We start from the raw sequence: 16,089 nt of genomic DNA, 5'->3' as shown, positions 1-16,089 counted from the left end.
CCTCGCCTCCGAACCTTATGCGGACAGCCGCTTGCGGCCGCGATTGCGGCGGGCTGCAATCACGCGACGGCCGCCTTTGGTGGCCATGCGCGCACGGAAACCGTGCCGACGTTTACGGACGATCTTGGAAGGCTGATATGTACGCTTCATTTGTTTTAATACCGCGGAGTGCGGCCCTTCTTAGTTCTGTTTCAATGAACAGGAGCTTTGCTTTCAAGGCTCGACCGAGGGCACGAATACGCGCCGCCGGACGCAAGGCCCAAGCGTGGCCGGGCTTATAGGAGCATGGATGCACGGAGTCAATCAAAACGGCGCGAATGCGCTGCCATCGCGGCAAGGGGTCTCACCCTGAACGGGAAGCCGGCATCAGCCCTGCGGTATCTCCGCTGCCGCAAGCCGTTCGCCCGGACGCGCGCTCGCGGAAAGCCCCGCGGCGACACCTGCCCTATCGGCGGCGCTACGATTCTGGCTCATCTTGCGCTTGCCCTCAAGGCTCGTGATGGCAAGACGCAGGCCGACAATGCCGCGCAACTGACCCTTGATGAATTTTTCAGGCGCATCGGAGACAGACCAGATTTCCGGACGACCCGCTTCATGCAAAGACGTCAAACGTTCCACCACACCGCGCAGTCTCCCCTCATCCTCGAAGAATTCAATCGGCCCGCGCGCCTGAACCACGGTGTAATTCCAGGTGGGCACGACCTTCCCGTGTTCTTTCTTCGAGGCATACCAGGACGGGGTGACATAAGCGTCGGATCCCATGAAGATGGCCAAGGCCTCACCCGTCGGCGTGTCTTTCCACTGCTCGTTGGCGCGCGCGAGATGACCATAGAGCGCGCCATATGGGCCATCGGTCTCATCAAGAAACAGCGGCAGAGGGCTTGCATGAAGCCCACTGGTACCGGAAGTCACGACATTGGCAAGCCGCACCGCACGCATCAGATCGTGAAGCGCGGGCAACTCTTCCTCTCGAAAGGCGGGTGGGCAGTACATCCGGGTTCATCCCCTGAAGAATGCCAGATTTTAGCGCAGACGAGGGAGCAGAAAAAGACAGAGACCTGCCTTGCACAACAGGAAATCCGCTGTGGTGCAAAGCTTATCGGCGCCGTTCCATGCCCTGACGGAATTGCTCGAAGATATTCTCCACGCCCCGCTCATAGTCGTCGCGCGTTTTACGGCCGGTCTCGAACATTTGTCCAAAAAGGTCGTCATAGGGATTGCCCTGGCGGCCACTGCCCTGATCGCTTGTGGGCTCCGGTTGCGGTGCTTGGCGGCGCTGCGGCTCAGCCTGTTCCGCCCCCTGCCCACCGCGCAGGAACTGATCGAAAATCTGCCCCAATGGATTATCGCTCTGGCTGCCGGAAGGCGCTGAACGCCCTGCTGCGCCACCCGCACCACCACCGAACATGCCTTCCAGAATTTGCCCCAGTGGATTGTCGGATGGGCTCATGCCCGATGGCCCTGGCCCTTGCGGCTTGACGCCGGACTGCGGCTGTCCCATCTGGCGCATCATCTGCTCCATGAGATCCCCCAGCATCCCGCCGCCGCCAGCCTGGCCTTGAGGCGGTCGGACACCTTGCATTTGGCCTGTCGACTGCTTGAAAAGTCCACCCATCAGCATGGAGGCTATCACCGGAAGCATCTGTTTGAGCATGTCCTGGCCAAGGCCCGTCGACTGGGCGGCATGGCTTGCCACGGCTCGGCTGACATCTTTTGAGCCGAAGAGATGGCCCAGAATACCATTGCCTTCCGCCACGCCCTGCTGCGAGAACGCATTGGCTGCATCCTCAAAATATTTCGCATGTTGGCCGGATGCCAGCGCACCAAGAAAGTTGCCCGCCCCGTGTGGATCGGAGACATTGCGCTTCAAACCCTGGCTGAATGCAGGAAGCAATGCTTCCATGGCCTCCTGCGCCTGTTCCTGTGAAATGCCGAACTGTCTGGCGATCTGATCGACGCCGTTCCCCTCACCGGCATTGTTGAGCATCTCGAACAGCGGAAGCATGAGTATTCTCCTTCAATCAATCGTCGCCGAGCAAGTATCGGACCAATGTTTCAGAAAGATAACCCGACAAATCCGCTTTGTCTTCGCTGCCTTGAGAGGATGCCTAATAGGCCTGTTCTAGGAACACCGGCTCGATGGAACCGTCCCAGCGTGTATTGAAGGCGTTGGCCAGCTCTTGTGCACTGGTGGTTCCACGCGCGACGACCTCGTCAAGTGGGCTCAGGAAGCTTGCCTCGTCATAGCCCTCCGAGTTGAGACGCTTACGCGCAGTGAGCCCCTTGCGCGAAATGGCAAGAACCTCGCGGGCGATCTCGCGCAGGTCGTGATTGCGGAAGCGCGTGGCAAGCCCCTCTTTCGGGACGGTGGTGCGCATGGCATTCACTTCTTCAAAAGACCAATCGGCGGTGAGGTCGTGGGCAGCGTCGAGCGCCGTCTGATCATAGAGCAGCCCCACCCAGAAGGCCGGCAGTGCGCAGATACGCCGCCATGGCCCGCCATCGGCGCCGCGCATTTCAAGAAATCGCTTGAGGCGCACATCGGGAAAGAGCGTGGAGAGATGGTTCGACCAGTCGCCGATAGTCGGTAGACCGTCTGTCACCTCGTCCTTGAGCGCGCCTTCCATGAACTGGCGGAAGGTGATGTGGGTGCAGTCGTGATAGCGCCCGTCGCGGATGATGAAATACATCGGCACATCAAGCGCCCACTCCACATAATCGGCAAAGCCGAAGCGCTCGGAAAATGCAAAGGGGAGCAGGCCAGAGCGTTGATTGTCGGTGTCACGCCAGATTTCGCCGCGCCAGGACTGGTAACCGTTCAGCCGCCCGCCGGTGAAGGGGGAATTGGCGAAGAGTGCGGTGGAAAGCGGCTGCAGGCGCTGCGCCACCTGCATCTTGCGGCGCATGTCCGCTTCGCTCTCGAAGTCGAGATTCACCTGGATCGTGCAGGTGCGGTACATCATGTCGAGCCCTTGCGTGCCGACCTTCGGCATGTAGGCGGTCATGATCTTGTAGCGCGATTTCGGCATTTGCGGCGTTTCGGCAAGCGTCCATTTCGGGCTGCCGCCCAGGCCCAGGAAGCGGATGCCGAGCGGCTCGGCAATCTCGCGCAGTTGCGCGAGATGGGCGTTGCCCTCGCGGCAGGTCTGATGGAGCGTTTCCAGTGGTGCACCGGAGAGCTCAAACTGGCCACCGGGCTCGAGCGAGATGGCCCCCTGCCCGGTTGGCTCCACCAGGCCGATGATGTTGCCATCATCATTGATTGCATCCCAACCGAGGACGCGTTGCATGCCTTGAAGGACCGCCTTGATGCCGCGCTCACCCTCATAGGGAACGGGCCGGTTGCCGTCGACATAAAAGGGGAATTTCTCGTGCTCGGTGCCGATGCGCCACTTATCCTTCGGCTTGCAGCCTTTGGCGAGATCGGCGACGAGTTCATCAACCCCCTCGATTGGACGATTGTCGGTTGTGTCACGGGCCATGTACGTCCTCCTAGAGCGCCATGCATCTGCGCGAACGCAAAGGACGCCCCACCCTTCTTATATTCGCATTTATGCGAACGTCACCTGATGCCACGTGACTGCCAAATGCCAGAGCAAACCATCAGGAACTGATGGACATTCAAACAATTCGCTTCAAGTAAGAATTGCTGATTGTAGCGTCAACCAAACTTGATGTGAAAAACTCAATCCCAGTCTCCTGCGCACGCTTGAATGACGGCGAGGGCCGCCACTGCAGCGGTGTCGGCCCGCAGGATGCGGGGTCCGAGCGGAATAGGGGTCACGAACGGTAAAGCACGCAACTGCTTGCGTTCCGCATCAGAAAACCCGCCTTCGGGGCCGACCAGCAGCGCCAATTTCTTCTCTTGCACAGCCGCAAGGGCCGTCATCGGATTGTTGGTTGCGGCATCCTCATCGCAGAAGATCAGACGACGATCCGGCTCCCATTCGGTCAAAAGCCGGTCCAGCTTCACCGGCTCGAGCACTTCAGGCACGGCCAATATGCCGCATTGTTCTGCCGCTTCCATCACATTGGATTGGAGGCGCTGGGTGCCAGGCTTTGCCACCTGAGTGTGCTGTGTGATGACAGGTTGTAGGCACCCCGCCCCCATTTCAACAGCCTTCTGCACGAGATAGTCGAGCCGTCCCTTCTTCAGGGGAGCAAAACAGTAAAGAAGGTCGGGATGGGGCGTCTGGGGACGCGCCTGACTGGTCATGCGCAGACGAACCGCCTTGCGGTTGGCCGCTATCAGTTCAGCATGCCACTCGCCGTCGCGACCGTTGAAAACGAGCACTTCACCGCCTTCGCGCATGCGCAGGACATTGGTCAGGTAGTGTGCCTGTTCCCGGCTGGTCTCTACCTCGGCCCCGGGGGCCAGGGTGGAATCAATGAACAGCCGCTGTAGTTTATAGTTTGCACGCATGCCGGTCTGATGGTGGATCAATGTTGCCGCGTCAAGAGCCGATGCTTGCATGCCAAACCGGGGAATAACCCTGGCGCAGCGCCGAAACGGTCAAGGCTGGCGTAAGCAGTTGGACAACCGGCGGAACAATTTCCGGTGAAAGGGCGCTTCCATAGCCTTCGGAGCGCCACTCATACAGTGCTCCACCGCGCAGCGCATAAGCCTGCTCTGCCAACGCTATCATGGAGCCGTCGGGCAGATCCCGCAGCGTCTCTGCAGCAATGGGTTGTGTTTTGCCTGTGGCGGCAAGTCGTTGCCCATGAAGAATTTCGTCGACATCGGGGGCCTTCAACGCCTGATCTTTCATCACTTCGCGCACGGAGGACAGAAAATCCATTGCCGCCTCGCGTCGGCAGAAGAAGCAGGGACGGTGGCCCGCAGCAAGGGCTGTCACCTCATCGAGAAAGAAAAGTTCCGTCCACCCGGCCCGGCCTTTGGGGCTGTTTCGCCCCATGACTTCACGACGGCGCCCCCGGAATTCACAAACGCAGATGATCCAAGCCTTGGTCGTCCAACGGCGGCGCAGAAGCGTTTTCGTGTCGGGATCATGGAGCACGCCGCGATTGCCGGTAAAAGCACCGCGCGCCTGGGTTGCAACCAGCTGACCGAATGGCGAGACGCGGTTTTGAAGTGCCATGGCCATTTCCACCTTTTCCGGTGTTAGTCACAAACAATGTGAGTATTGGCATATAAATTGTTTCAATCTTAAGCTGTTTGTGTTTATTGCAGCCTGCGCGGCATGGGGAGCCGCGCTTGTTGACCTTCAAGGGACTTTTGGTCGGATGACAATCGGGCGTGCAACTGTCGTGTTTCTCATCACTGTTTCTGCGTTCACGCTGATCGGTGCAAGGCTTCTTTCGGCCGGCGCTTCCGGTGATCACCATCCCGTGGACGGTTACGGCATTTCGGCCGCCGTCGACTAGGTTCAGGCATTCGTACCATCAAGGCACCTGCCATCAGCAGGCGACCTCGATCAATCTCTTTTCCCGGCCTTCCATTCGAATCGCCGACAGCCGACCACTGTGCCATGCGCCAGTGTCGAGATTGATCCGGTTCTCAAGGAGCTCCGGCGCACCAACTGGCGTGTGACCATGCACGATCAATTTGGGATGCAGCCCCTCGAATCTGTGGAACTCGCGCCTGATCCAGACGAGATCGTCCGCCGCTTGGGCATCAAGAGCAACACCAGGGCGAATGCCCGCGTGGCAGAAGAAAAAATCACCGAATGACACTGAGTAAGGCAGTGTGGCCAGAAATGCTTTATGGCGCTGCGGCACTGCTTGAACGAGGGCCGCATGCCCGGGCATCATTCTCTCGCGCGATGTAAGATCGATCTCGACATTATAGGAAAGCGCCGTTTCGAACCCGCCATTGCAGGCGAACAAGCCGTACGGGTCGGGGTTCGACAGGAAATCGAGGAAACCCAGATCATGGTTGCCGACCAACGCGATGACACGCGGATCGCGCTCGCGCTGACCGGCTAGATATTCGATCACGCCGCGTGAATTGGCGCCGCGGTCGACATAATCTCCCAGATAGACGACACGCCAGTCCGCAGGGCGATCGTGGAGAATCTCCTCCATGATCCGCGCATGCATTGCAGCCAGCAGATCGTGGCGACCATGAATGTCACCAACCGCATAAAGCCGCATGCCAGGGGGCGTCGCAGCCTCATCATATGAGACCCCAACGACCATTTGTCACCCGTCGACGACGATGAGATGCAGCGCGCGCGGCCCATGCGCTCCGAGCAGCATGGTTTGCTCGATGTCACCCGAGCGCGATGGTCCGGTGATCAGGTTCAACAGTCTCGGCATTTCACCTCTGCCAAATTTGCGCCTGAGGCGCGAAATCACCGTCTCAAGATCACCGGCAATGTCCTTTGCGTCAATGACGATGATGTGGTGATCAGGCACGAAATTGACCGTGGTCGGATTCTCCCTACCCGATGGAAGGGCAACGGTGCCCGTTTCCGCGACAGCAGCAAATGCGTGGCTCACACCGACTTCATCCTCGGGTTCTGCCCGTCCGCGCTTCACCTCCAATGATTTCTGGCTGGCCCAGTCCATGCGCTTCAGGCGTCTGTCGTCACCCATGCGAACGGAGGGGGCGAGATTCTTGGAGCGCAGGTAATTGGTCACAGATTTCGGTACATCATCAGCGGTTTCGACGCGCTCTACCGTGGCTGTGACGGCCTCGGCCATGCGGCAGAAAAGTGCAATCCGCTCTTCGCCATCCACCTGCCCGCGCGCCGGAATGAGCCCGCGCGGCGCTTTTGCCAAGCGCATTCCGACGGCTTCGCGCCGTGCTGCGTCATCGGTGGAAACGGACGCTGCCGCCCGCAGCTTGCCAAGAATGGCCTCGCGCCCGCTCATGCTGACGTCCCTCCCTGCTTCAAGGTCTCGCGGTCGCGCCATTGCTGCATGAAGGTGCGGCTCTCAGGCGCTGGAAGATCGCGGTGTCGGGTCCAGCCCCCGGCAAAGGGGAGCGAGCGGAACCATCGTCCCCGCCCTGCAAGGCCGGAAAGCGCCGGGATCGCCATCGACGTGGCAAAACGATAAAGCCTTGGCCGGCGGGCGAAGAAGGCCCAGAAACCGAGGCCGAAACGCTGGGTCGCCGGATTGAGCCCGCGCTCGAACTCGCGTTCGCGCCAATGCCGCATCATGCGCGGAAGCGGGATTTGCATGGGACAAACGGATTCGCAGCGCCCGCAGAAGGTGGAGGCGTTGGGCAGATGCCCCGCCTTGTCGACGCCAACGAGCGAGGGCGTGAGCACCGAGCCCATCGGCCCCGGATAGACCCAGCCATAGGCATGACCGCCAACCGCGTGATAGACGGGACAATGGTTCATGCACGCGCCGCAGCGGATGCAGCGCAGCATCTCGTGGAACTCCGTGCCAAGCATGGAAGAGCGGCCATTGTCGAGCAGGATGACGTGATATTCGTCCGGCCCGTCGGGATCCTCCGGGCGGCGCGCGCCGGTGGAGAGCGTGGTGTAGACGCTCATGTCCTGACCGGTGGCCGAGCGGGCAAGCACGCGCAGAATCTGGCTCGCGTCCTCCAGCGTCGGCACGACCTTTTCGATGGAGGCAACGACAATGTGAACGCGCGGCAGCGTCTGCGTGAGATCGCCATTGCCCTCATTGGTGACGATGATGGATGTGCCGGTTTCGGCGACAAGGAAATTCGCGCCGGTGATGCCGACATCGGCCTGAAAATATTGCGGGCGCAGGATATGCCGTGCTTCACCGAGAAGGGACTCGGGCTGCGAAAGATCGCGCCCCGCCGGGAGCTCGGTGTGAACGCGACGGAAATCCTCCTCCACCTGCTCCTTGTTCAGATGCAGGGCCGGGCCGATGATGTGGCTTGGATGTTCGCCGCGCAGCTGGATGATGTATTCGCCAAGATCGGTCTCGACCGGTCGGACACCTTCCTTCTCAAGGAAATCGTTGAGTGCGATCTCCTCGGTGATCATCGACTTGCCCTTGGTGACGGTTCGTGCGCCCGCCGCGCGACAGATGCTGAGAACCGCCTGTCGGGCATCCTCGGCCGTTTCGGCCCAATGCACCTGGCCGCCCGAGGCAATCACCTTGCGCTCATAGGCTTCCAGATAGAGATCGAGATGTTCGAGCGTGTGATCCTTGATGGCGCGGGCCGAAGAGCGAAGATCCTCGAATTCCGGAAGTGCATCGACCGCTTTCTTTCGCTTGCCGACGAAACCGATCTTCGCCTTGCCCATGGCGCGCTGCAATTGCTCATCGGCAATCGCCTTGCGCGCCTTCTGTTTGAACTGTGGAGACTGGATTTCCATCAGCGCCCTCCCCCGCCGATTGCCGGCTTGTCTGTCATGCCGGCCAGAACCTCGGCCACGTGGCGAACCTCAACCCTGCTGCCCTGCCGATGAAGCTTGCCGGCCATGTTCATGAGACAGCCGAGATCACCGGCAAGCAGCGTATCAGCGCCGGCACCCTCGATACTCGCCGTCTTTTCCTCGACAATCTTGTTGGAGATGTCGGGATATTTGACACAGAACGTGCCGCCAAAGCCGCAGCAGACATCCGAATTCTGCATTTCCTTGAGCTCCAGCCCCTCAACCGAAGACAGAAGCGCGCGTGGCTGTTGCTGGATGCCGAGCTCACGCAGGCCCGAACAGGAATCGTGATAGGTGACACTGCCCTCGTGGCGGGCCGGTACTTGCCTCACACCGAGCACATCGACCAGAAAGCTCACCAACTCGTGCACGCGGCCGGAAAAGGCCTCCGCCCTCGCCTCATAGGACGTGCCCTTGAGAAGCGAAGGATAATGTTTCCTGAGCATGCCCGCGCAGGAACCCGATGGCGCGACGACATAATCAAACTCCTCGAAGGCCTCGATGGTCTGGCGCGCAATGGCTGCGGCATCTTCCCGGTCACCGGAATTATAGGCCGGCTGGCCGCAGCAGGTCTGCGCCATGGGCACCTCGACGGTGCAGCCTGCCTCTTCCAGGAGCTTGACGGCAGCAAACCCGACAGTGGGCCGAAAAAGATCCACCAGACAGGTGACGAAAAGGCCGACGCGCTTGGGTGAGATGCTTTGTTCTTTCAACGGTTCTTCTTTCGCTGGCTTGAAATTCTCGGCAGAGCCGGTTCGCTCGCTCATTGCTGCAAGGTTTCCCCGCCACGCTGATGAAGCCGCAGGCGAGAAATGCGCTGCCAGTCATCCGTGCGTTCGGCATGAAAGGTAGCCTTTTCGACGAAATCGATATGAGCGATCGCAGCCGCCCTTGCCGCTTCCGGATCGCCGGCGGCAATTGCCGCATGGATCGCGCGATGCTGGGCACGGAGCGTGTCGCGCGCATCGGGCAGTTCATAGATGCGGGCGCGGTTCAGGAAGACCCCATCGGCGAGCAACCGGTAGCAGGCGCGCAATGTGTGCAGGAGCACAATGTTGTGCGCGCACTCACCCACTGCATTGTGAAATTCCACGTCACAGGCTGCTTCGGCCTCAAAGTCCTCGGCGGCATGGGCCTCGTCCATTCGCGTCATGATACCATTGAGAAGAACAATGTCTTCCGGCGTTGCGCGTCGTGCTGCGAATTCGGCGGCGACGGCCTCCACCTCGCGACGATATTCCAGATAATCGGCTGTGGCCTTGCTGTGTGTTGCGAAAAGCTCTCGTACAGGCTTCGTGAACACCTGACCAATGATGTCGGCCACATGGGTTCCGCCGCCGTGGCGGGTGATGATGAGGCCCCGTTCCTCCAGCGTTTTCAGCGCTTCACGCAGGATCGGACGCGAGATGTCGAGCTGGCGGGCCAGCTCACGCTCACCGGGCAAGCGGTCACCATCGCGCAGGACACCTTCGAGGATTAGCGTCTCGATTTGCCGGACAACGCCATCCGCCGTGCGGGCATGCGCAATTCTGGAAAAGACTGCTTCCACCGATACTTGCCGTTCCCGTCATTCAAGCGTTTGGGGACGTAGACTAGCGCGAGCCAGCCAAACTGGTCAATTTATTTGTCCAATGAGCAGCCTAACGGCCACGCTGCCTCACGCATTGCACCCCGCGCAAAGCCGATAGCATACTTGGAAAAAGTCCACCCTGATGCAGATGGCAAGGCATATGAGCCAGAAAAATGGAGATCTGCTTGTCGCGACCGACGCAGACAAGACAAGAGAAACGACGGTCGCAACCTTTGTTACGGGCAGCGTTCTGGGATTTCCGGCCCATGATGGTCGAGCGGATGCACTGGGCGAAGTGCATGCGCGGCCGCATGCGCTTCTGGAAGCGCCACGCCTGATCATCCAGCTTTCCTTCATGACCGAGGGCGGCTCTGCAGTGGATCAGGCGGTGCTGGCCGATCTGTCGCGCCGCCTTGGTGTCGCTCCGCCACAAACCAATGCGCGTCACCACACAATGAAGTGGGGCAAGGGCACGCTGCGCTGGGAGCGACACACGGAATTTTCGAGCTATCAATGGGATTGCCCAATCTCGTCGCGGACCGGAAAGCCCCTTGAGGAATCGCCCTTTGGTAACGGTTTCAGCCCTCCAGGCACCGCGATATCGGGCACGCGTGTGGAGATCCGCAAATGGACGGGCGCGACCGAGAAGCTGATCCGCGCGTTCGATCCGGCTAGTCTGGGATATTCGCTGGTGGAAGGTGGGCGCGCTGCCGTCGCCACCGATTTTCGTCAGGACGGCGATGGGCTGACCCGCATTCTCATCCTTGAAAGGGATCTGGCGCCAGCCCGTATCGGCGCCCTTTCGCAACGCCTGAACGATATAGAAACTTATCGTACGCTCGCAATGTTGGGGCTCCCGCTCGCGCAATCGCTCTCGCCGCGCCTGCGGCGTATGGAGGATCAGTTGGCCAACCTGACCGCACAGATGCGCCAGCGCGACAGGCATGACAGCCATGCGCTCTTGAGCGCATTGACGGAACTTGCCGCCGATCTTGAGGCCGATGCCGCCGCAAGCCTCTACCGGTTTGGCGCAAGCCGCGCTTATCACGGCATTGTCGAAGAGCGGCTGGAAATGCTGAACGAGGCCCCCATGGCCGGATATGAAACATGGGCCGCCTTCCTGCAGCGCCGCGTGGCGCCGGCCATGCGCACCTGCCGCTCGGTGGAGGAGCGCCAGGCCAACCTATCGCAAAAGCTCTCGCGCGCGGCAAACCTGCTTAGAAGCTGGGTGGATGTGGAAGTGGAAAGGCAGAACCGCGATCTGCTCGCCTCGATGAACCGCCGCGCACAACTGCAATTGCGCCTACAACAGACGGTCGAAGGGCTCTCCGTTGCCGCCATCTCCTATTATGTTGTGGGGCTGGTGGGCTATGTGGCCAAGGGGGCAAAACCCGCGCTGCCCGGCCTATCAAGCGAGGTGACCACCGCCGCCGCCGTCCCCGTGGCCGTCTTGTGCATCTGGCTTCTGGTGCGCCGCATCCGCCGTCATCATGCCCGCGAGGATGCCAATATCGGCACCGAGGCGGATTGACGCAGGCACGATTTGCAAGCAGCATTTACAGAATTGCGAACACACTGGTAAACAGATTGAACCAGTAAGGGAGTTCTGATGTCCGGCCTGAAAATGCCGCAGGCCAATGCGGCAACCCTGAAGAAGCGCGCCGATATCGTCGCCGACATGCGCACCATCGTTCCCGGTGAAGGCGTGGTGGACACGGAGAACGAAATGCGCGCCTTCGAGAGCGACGGGCTGACCGCCTATCGCCAGATGCCGCTTGTCGTGGTGCTGCCGGAAACCACCGCTCAGGTGTCACGCATACTGAAATATTGCCAAGAGCGCGACATTCGCGTTGTGCCGCGCGGGTCGGGAACTTCGCTTTCGGGCGGGGCGCTCCCGCTGGAAGACGCCGTGCTGCTTGTTATGAGCCGCTTCAACCGCATTCTCGACGTTGATTATCCAAACCGCGCAGTGGTCGCCCAGCCGGGTGTCACCAATCTGGGGATCACCCACGCGGTAGAGCAGGAGGGCTTTTACTACGCCCCCGACCCCTCCTCGCAGATTGCCTGCTCCATCGGCGGCAATGTGGCGGAGAATTCGGGCGGCGTGCACTGTCTTAAATACGGACTGACGGCCAACAATGTTCTGGGCATCGAGATGGTGCTGATGAATGGCGACGTGATCCGGCTCGGCGGCAAGCACCTGGACGCCGAAGGCTACGATTTGCTCGGCCTGATGACCGGCTCGGAAGGTTTGCTTGGCGTCGTGACCGAAGTGACCGTGCGCATTCTCCAAAAGCCCGAGACGGCCCGCGCAGTTCTGATCGGCTTTCCATCGAGCGAGGAAGCGGGCCGATGCGTTGCCGAGATCATCGGTGCGGGCATCATTCCAGGCGGCATGGAAATGATGGATGGGCCGGCCATCCGCGCTGCGGAAGATTTCGTTCATGCCGGATATCCGCTCGATGTGGAGGCTCTGCTGATCGTCGAGCTCGACGGACCGCAGGCCGAGGTCGACCATCTGATCGACCGGGTGGAAGCGATCGCGCGTCAGAACGGCGCCACCACGAGCCGCGCCTCGACATCGGATGAGCAACGCGCCGTGTTCTGGGCCGGACGCAAGGCCGCCTTCCCGGCGGTCGGACGCATCTCTCCCGATTATTACTGCATGGACGGTACGATCCCGCGCAAACAGCTGCCGCGGGTTCTGGCAGGCATGCGCGCGCTTTCGGAGAAATACGGACTGCGGGTCGCCAATGTGTTTCATGCGGGCGACGGCAATCTCCATCCGCTCATTCTTTATGATGCAAACAAGCCGGGCGAACTGGAGAAGGCCGAGGATTTCGGCGCTGACATTCTGCGCCTGTGCGTGGAGGTGGGCGGCGTTCTGACCGGGGAGCATGGCGTGGGTGTGGAAAAGCGCGATCTGATGCCGGAAATGTTCACTGAAGACGATCTGAACCAGCAGATCCGCGTGAAATGCGCTTTCGATCCAAACCATCTGCTCAATCCCGGCAAAGTGTTCCCGCAACTACACCGCTGCGCCGAGCTTGGCCGGATGCACATTCATCGCGGACAGGTGCCCTTTCCTGAGCTGGAGAGGTTTTGAGCGTGCTGTTCTCACCCCTTTCCTGCCTGAGCTTTTGCATGAGTGATCCATCGTGACCGAATTCCTGCCGAAAAGCGCCGAAGAGGTTCTGGAGATCATCCAGTGGGCCGTTTCGGAGGAAGCTCCGCTCGAAATTATCGGCCATGGCTCCAAGCGCGGGATCGGTCAGCCTTTGCAGACCGAGCACACGCTCGATCTCTCGCAGCTTTCCGGCATCACACTTTATGAACCCGAAGAGCTGGTGCTTTCAGCGAAAGCCGGCACGCCCGTTGCCGAGATTGAGGCTGCACTGCACGCGCACAATCAGGAGCTGGCCTTCGAACCAATGGATTATGGCCCGTTGCTTGGCGTGGAGCCAGGGCGCGGCACGATGGGTGGGCTCCTTGCAGCCAATCTTGCCGGCCCGCGCCGGCTGAAAGCAGGTGCCGCGCGCGACCACGTGCTTGGGGTTCACGCGGTTTCTGGCCGGGGTGAAGGTTTCAAGTCGGGCGGGCGCGTGGTGAAGAACGTCACCGGCTATGACCTTTCCAAGGGGCTCGCCGGTTCATGGGGCACGCTCGCCGTGGCCACCGACATCACAATGAAAGTGCTGCCGGCGGCGGAAACCGAAACCACATTTTGCATTTCCGGGCTGGACGATGCCGCTGCAACGCAGGCCATGGCCATCGCCATGGGATCGAGCGCCGAGGTCTCCGGTGCCGCGCACCTGCCCGAAGGCGTCGTGGGGCGCTTCATCGATGGCGGGTTTTCCGGTGGCGGGCAGACCGTTTTGCGTGTCGAGGGCTTTGGGCCTTCCGTCGCCTATCGGGTTGACCTGCTCTCGCGACTTCTGGGGGATTTCGGGAGTGTCGAAACACTCGATGAAGCACTTTCGCGCAGGCTCTGGCGTGAAATCCGCGACTGTCATCCCTTTGCCGACGGCTCACCAGCGCCGGTATGGCGCGTTTCGGTCGCGCCGTCGCGTGGGCACGAACTGGTGGATGCGTTTCGCCGCGCCGCCGGCGTCAATGTGTTCTACGATTGGCAGGGCGGCCTGATCTGGATGCGGATGGAAGCCGATCCCGAAGCGGAGATACTGCGGAAATTGATCGCCCATCTTGGAGGCGGGCACGCGACACTGGTGCGCGCGCCCCTTCCGGTGCGAGCGGCGACGCCCGTTTTCCAGCCGCTCCCCCCCGCTCTTGCAGCCCTTTCCGCCCGTCTGAAAGCGCAATTCGACCCCAAAGGGCTATTGAACCCCGCACGCATGGCATTCGCCTGAAGCCGTGATAGATTGCCGCCGGGAACCAAGGAGGGCAAACCCATGAGCGATATGCAGCAACAACCTGAAGAAACACGCAAGTCCGACGGCTGGCTTGAGCCTGGCCCGACCAACATGCAAGTCATCTATATTCTTTATCTGGTAAGTTTCGTCATCGGCATTTCCGCGCTCGTGGGCATCGTGCTTGCCTATATGAACCGTGGCAAGGCCAGCGGCTGGCTCGAGACCCATTACACCTGGGCAATTCGCACCTTCTGGATCGGCCTCCTGCTCGGTTTCGCCTCCGCCCTGTTGATGATTGTCGGCATCGGCTTCCTGCTGATGATCGCCCTTGCGATCTGGGTCGTCGTGCGCTGCGTAATCGGCCTTCAGGCCGTTGGACGCAGAGAACCAATCAAGAATCCGCAAAGCTGGCTTATCTAGTAGAAGAGGCGCCGTGCAGACCAATTTCACTCCCGAGCAGCTTTCCGATCCGCAAGTCGCGGAAGCTGAATCGATTCTGCGGAAATGCGTGCATTGCGGCTTCTGCACGGCCACCTGTCCGACCTATGTCACGCTCGGAAACGAGCTCGACAGTCCGCGCGGGCGCATCTATCTCATCAAGGACATGCTGGAAAAAGGCAGGCCAGCCGATAAGGAGATAGTAACCCATATCGATCGCTGCCTTTCCTGCCTCGCATGCACGACCACCTGCCCATCGGGGGTCGACTATATGCACCTGGTGGATCACGCCCGCGCCCACATAGAAAAAACCTATCGCAGGCCCCTGCTCGACCGGCTGACGCGTTCGGTTCTGGCGCAGATTTTGCCCTATCCCGGCCGCTTTCGCGCAGCTCTGAAACTCGCCCGAATCGGACGCCCGTTTTCCGGCCTGTTCCGTAAAGTTGCAGCCTTGAGCCCTGTTGCGGCCATGCTCGATCTTGCGCCCGACAGCCTGCCCCATAAGGCAGACGAGCGCGTGAGCCTTTTGCGACCAAAGCGTGGACGTGTTGCGCTGCTGACGGGGTGTGCCCAATCCGTGCTCGACCCAGGCATCAATGCCGCGACGGTTCGGCTCCTTGCGCGACTCGGGATCGAAACCGCGCAAAACCCGGAGGGGGAAGGCTGCTGCGGGGCACTGGTGCACCATATGGGCAAGGAAGATGCGGCACTGGACGCGGCGCGGCGCAACGTGGATGCCTGGACCCAAGAGATCGAGGGCGGCGGGTTGGACGCCATCATCATCACCGCATCGGGATGCGGCACCACAGTCAAGGATTATGGCCACATGCTGCGGCTTGATCCCGATTATGCCGAGAAGGCGGCACGGGTGGCCGCACTTGCCAGGGACATCACGGAATATCTCGCGACGCTCGATCTGCCGGAGCCGGTTGTCGAACCGGGCATCACGGTTGCCTACCACTCTGCCTGCTCCATGCAACACGGGCAGAAGATCACTCGCCAGCCGCGCGAACTTCTACGCGAGGCCGGTTTTGTGGTTCGTGAACCGCGCGAGGGGCATCTGTGCTGTGGCTCGGCCGGCACCTACAATATCCTTCAGCCGGACATCGCGGCACGACTGCGCGACCGCAAGGTGAGAAACATAGAAGCCACAGAGGCCACGCTCATCGCCACCGGCAATATCGGTTGCATGACTCAAATCGGCTCCGGTACGGATACCCCGATCCTGCATACAGTGGAGCTTCTCGATTGGGCATATGGCGGACCAAGGCCAGCGTCTTTACCTGAGACGGCGGCGGCAGGAAGGCCACAGGCGTCAGCGATGGTCGCTGCAGAATGAGAAAAGGGCGATGCTCCCCCAAGCATCGCCCTTCTCCGT

At 60.6% G+C, this 16,089-nt stretch carries 17 protein-coding genes; 6 read left to right on the top strand and 11 right to left on the bottom strand.

The window, feature by feature from the left end; translation table 11 throughout:
- Positions 1 to 15: 15 nt before the first annotated feature.
- From rpmH to KW403_RS12695, 6 genes are all read right to left on the bottom strand, one after another.
- Positions 16 to 150 carry a 50S ribosomal protein L34 gene (rpmH, locus tag KW403_RS12720; protein ID WP_007009688.1) on the bottom strand — a complete coding sequence of 45 codons (135 nt, stop codon included), beginning with the start codon at positions 148 to 150 and terminating at the stop codon, positions 16 to 18.
- 216 nt (positions 151 to 366) lie between these two features.
- Positions 367 to 993, bottom strand: a complete 627-nt coding sequence (locus tag KW403_RS12715) for an FMN-binding negative transcriptional regulator (protein ID WP_223019842.1) — start codon at positions 991 to 993, stop codon at positions 367 to 369.
- A gap of 103 nt (positions 994 to 1,096) precedes the next feature.
- A complete protein-coding gene (locus tag KW403_RS12710) occupies positions 1,097 to 2,005 on the bottom strand; it encodes a DUF937 domain-containing protein (protein WP_223019841.1) in 909 nt (302 codons plus the stop codon).
- Between the two features lie 103 nt (positions 2,006 to 2,108).
- Positions 2,109 to 3,482 (bottom strand): glutamate--cysteine ligase, encoded by a 1,374-nt coding sequence (locus tag KW403_RS12705; RefSeq protein ID WP_223019840.1) that lies wholly within the window; start codon positions 3,480 to 3,482, stop codon positions 2,109 to 2,111.
- A gap of 203 nt (positions 3,483 to 3,685) precedes the next feature.
- Positions 3,686 to 4,423: a 16S rRNA (uracil(1498)-N(3))-methyltransferase gene (locus KW403_RS12700; protein ID WP_223019839.1), complete on the bottom strand. Its 738-nt coding sequence runs from the start codon at positions 4,421 to 4,423 to the stop codon at positions 3,686 to 3,688.
- Between the two features lie 31 nt (positions 4,424 to 4,454).
- Entirely contained in the window at positions 4,455 to 5,099 is a 645-nt protein-coding gene (locus tag KW403_RS12695; protein ID WP_223019838.1) for a hypothetical protein, read from the bottom strand.
- On the opposite strand from KW403_RS12695, the gene KW403_RS12690 reads away from it, so the two are divergent.
- Entirely contained in the window at positions 5,098 to 5,385 is a 288-nt protein-coding gene (locus KW403_RS12690) for a hypothetical protein (protein ID WP_223019837.1), read from the top strand. The genes KW403_RS12695 and KW403_RS12690 overlap by 2 nt on opposite strands.
- A gap of 33 nt (positions 5,386 to 5,418) precedes the next feature.
- Here KW403_RS12690 and KW403_RS12685 read toward each other — a convergent pair whose 3' ends face one another.
- Genes KW403_RS12685 through KW403_RS12665 form a run of 5 tightly spaced genes read right to left on the bottom strand, consistent with a single transcriptional unit; the run spans position 5,419 to position 9,882 of the window.
- Complete coding sequence (locus KW403_RS12685; RefSeq protein ID WP_223019836.1) at positions 5,419 to 6,159, bottom strand: metallophosphoesterase family protein; 741 nt, start codon at positions 6,157 to 6,159, stop codon at positions 5,419 to 5,421.
- Between the two features lie 3 nt (positions 6,160 to 6,162).
- Positions 6,163 to 6,837, bottom strand: coding sequence for a LutC/YkgG family protein (locus tag KW403_RS12680; RefSeq protein ID WP_223019835.1), 675 nt, complete (start codon positions 6,835 to 6,837; stop codon positions 6,163 to 6,165).
- A complete protein-coding gene (locus KW403_RS12675; protein WP_223019834.1) occupies positions 6,834 to 8,273 on the bottom strand; it encodes a LutB/LldF family L-lactate oxidation iron-sulfur protein in 1,440 nt (479 codons plus the stop codon). The genes KW403_RS12680 and KW403_RS12675 overlap by 4 nt, the downstream gene beginning before the upstream one ends.
- Positions 8,273 to 9,100 (bottom strand): (Fe-S)-binding protein, encoded by an 828-nt coding sequence (locus tag KW403_RS12670; protein ID WP_246637771.1) that lies wholly within the window; start codon positions 9,098 to 9,100, stop codon positions 8,273 to 8,275. Before KW403_RS12670 ends, KW403_RS12675 begins: the two co-directional genes overlap by 1 nt.
- Positions 9,097 to 9,882, bottom strand: a complete 786-nt coding sequence (locus tag KW403_RS12665; RefSeq protein ID WP_223019833.1) for an FCD domain-containing protein — start codon at positions 9,880 to 9,882, stop codon at positions 9,097 to 9,099. Before KW403_RS12665 ends, KW403_RS12670 begins: the two co-directional genes overlap by 4 nt.
- 181 nt (positions 9,883 to 10,063) lie before the next feature.
- Here KW403_RS12665 and KW403_RS12660 point away from each other — a divergent pair, with 181 nt between their 5' ends.
- The 5 genes from KW403_RS12660 to glcF all read left to right on the top strand — a co-directional run bounded on the left by KW403_RS12660 (position 10,064) and on the right by glcF (position 16,050).
- Complete coding sequence (locus KW403_RS12660) at positions 10,064 to 11,434, top strand: DUF3422 family protein (protein WP_246637770.1); 1,371 nt, start codon at positions 10,064 to 10,066, stop codon at positions 11,432 to 11,434.
- 78 nt (positions 11,435 to 11,512) lie between these two features.
- The gene (locus KW403_RS12655) at positions 11,513 to 13,009 is read left to right on the top strand and encodes an FAD-linked oxidase C-terminal domain-containing protein (RefSeq protein WP_223019832.1); all 1,497 of its coding nucleotides are present in this window, start codon (positions 11,513 to 11,515) and stop codon (positions 13,007 to 13,009) included.
- A 52-nt stretch (positions 13,010 to 13,061) separates the two neighbouring features.
- A complete protein-coding gene (locus KW403_RS12650; RefSeq protein WP_223019831.1) occupies positions 13,062 to 14,270 on the top strand; it encodes an FAD-binding protein in 1,209 nt (402 codons plus the stop codon).
- A gap of 42 nt (positions 14,271 to 14,312) precedes the next feature.
- Complete coding sequence (locus KW403_RS12645; protein WP_223019830.1) at positions 14,313 to 14,693, top strand: DUF4870 family protein; 381 nt, start codon at positions 14,313 to 14,315, stop codon at positions 14,691 to 14,693.
- 13 nt (positions 14,694 to 14,706) lie between these two features.
- The gene (gene glcF, locus KW403_RS12640; RefSeq protein WP_223019829.1) at positions 14,707 to 16,050 is read left to right on the top strand and encodes a glycolate oxidase subunit GlcF; all 1,344 of its coding nucleotides are present in this window, start codon (positions 14,707 to 14,709) and stop codon (positions 16,048 to 16,050) included.
- The last annotated feature ends 39 nt before the right edge of the window (positions 16,051 to 16,089 follow it).

This window comes from Nitratireductor kimnyeongensis, from assembly GCF_019891395.1.
Classification (GTDB): Bacteria; Pseudomonadota; Alphaproteobacteria; order Rhizobiales; family Rhizobiaceae; genus Nitratireductor; species Nitratireductor kimnyeongensis.
Note: the sequence above shows the minus strand (reverse complement) of the source record. Positions and strands in the feature narration are given on the sequence as shown.

What these genes read in the sequence shown, in the direction of transcription:
- rpmH (WP_007009688.1), bottom strand. Translation starts at nt 150, where the DNA reads ATGAAGCGTACATATCAGCCTTCCAAGATCGTCCGTAAACGTCGGCAC.
- KW403_RS12715 (WP_223019842.1), bottom strand. Translation starts at nt 993, where the DNA reads ATGTACTGCCCACCCGCCTTTCGAGAGGAAGAGTTGCCCGCGCTTCAC.
- KW403_RS12710 (WP_223019841.1), bottom strand. Translation starts at nt 2,005, where the DNA reads ATGCTTCCGCTGTTCGAGATGCTCAACAATGCCGGTGAGGGGAACGGC.
- KW403_RS12705 (WP_223019840.1), bottom strand. Translation starts at nt 3,482, where the DNA reads ATGGCCCGTGACACAACCGACAATCGTCCAATCGAGGGGGTTGATGAA.
- KW403_RS12700 (WP_223019839.1), bottom strand. Translation starts at nt 4,423, where the DNA reads ATGCGTGCAAACTATAAACTACAGCGGCTGTTCATTGATTCCACCCTG.
- KW403_RS12690 (WP_223019837.1), top strand. Translation starts at nt 5,098, where the DNA reads ATGGCCATTTCCACCTTTTCCGGTGTTAGTCACAAACAATGTGAGTAT.
- KW403_RS12695 (WP_223019838.1), bottom strand. Translation starts at nt 5,099, where the DNA reads ATGGCACTTCAAAACCGCGTCTCGCCATTCGGTCAGCTGGTTGCAACC.
- KW403_RS12685 (WP_223019836.1), bottom strand. Translation starts at nt 6,159, where the DNA reads ATGGTCGTTGGGGTCTCATATGATGAGGCTGCGACGCCCCCTGGCATG.
- KW403_RS12680 (WP_223019835.1), bottom strand. Translation starts at nt 6,837, where the DNA reads ATGAGCGGGCGCGAGGCCATTCTTGGCAAGCTGCGGGCGGCAGCGTCC.
- KW403_RS12675 (WP_223019834.1), bottom strand. Translation starts at nt 8,273, where the DNA reads ATGGAAATCCAGTCTCCACAGTTCAAACAGAAGGCGCGCAAGGCGATT.
- KW403_RS12670 (WP_246637771.1), bottom strand. Translation starts at nt 9,100, where the DNA reads ATGAGCGAGCGAACCGGCTCTGCCGAGAATTTCAAGCCAGCGAAAGAA.
- KW403_RS12660 (WP_246637770.1), top strand. Translation starts at nt 10,064, where the DNA reads ATGAGCCAGAAAAATGGAGATCTGCTTGTCGCGACCGACGCAGACAAG.
- KW403_RS12655 (WP_223019832.1), top strand. Translation starts at nt 11,513, where the DNA reads ATGTCCGGCCTGAAAATGCCGCAGGCCAATGCGGCAACCCTGAAGAAG.
- KW403_RS12645 (WP_223019830.1), top strand. Translation starts at nt 14,313, where the DNA reads ATGAGCGATATGCAGCAACAACCTGAAGAAACACGCAAGTCCGACGGC.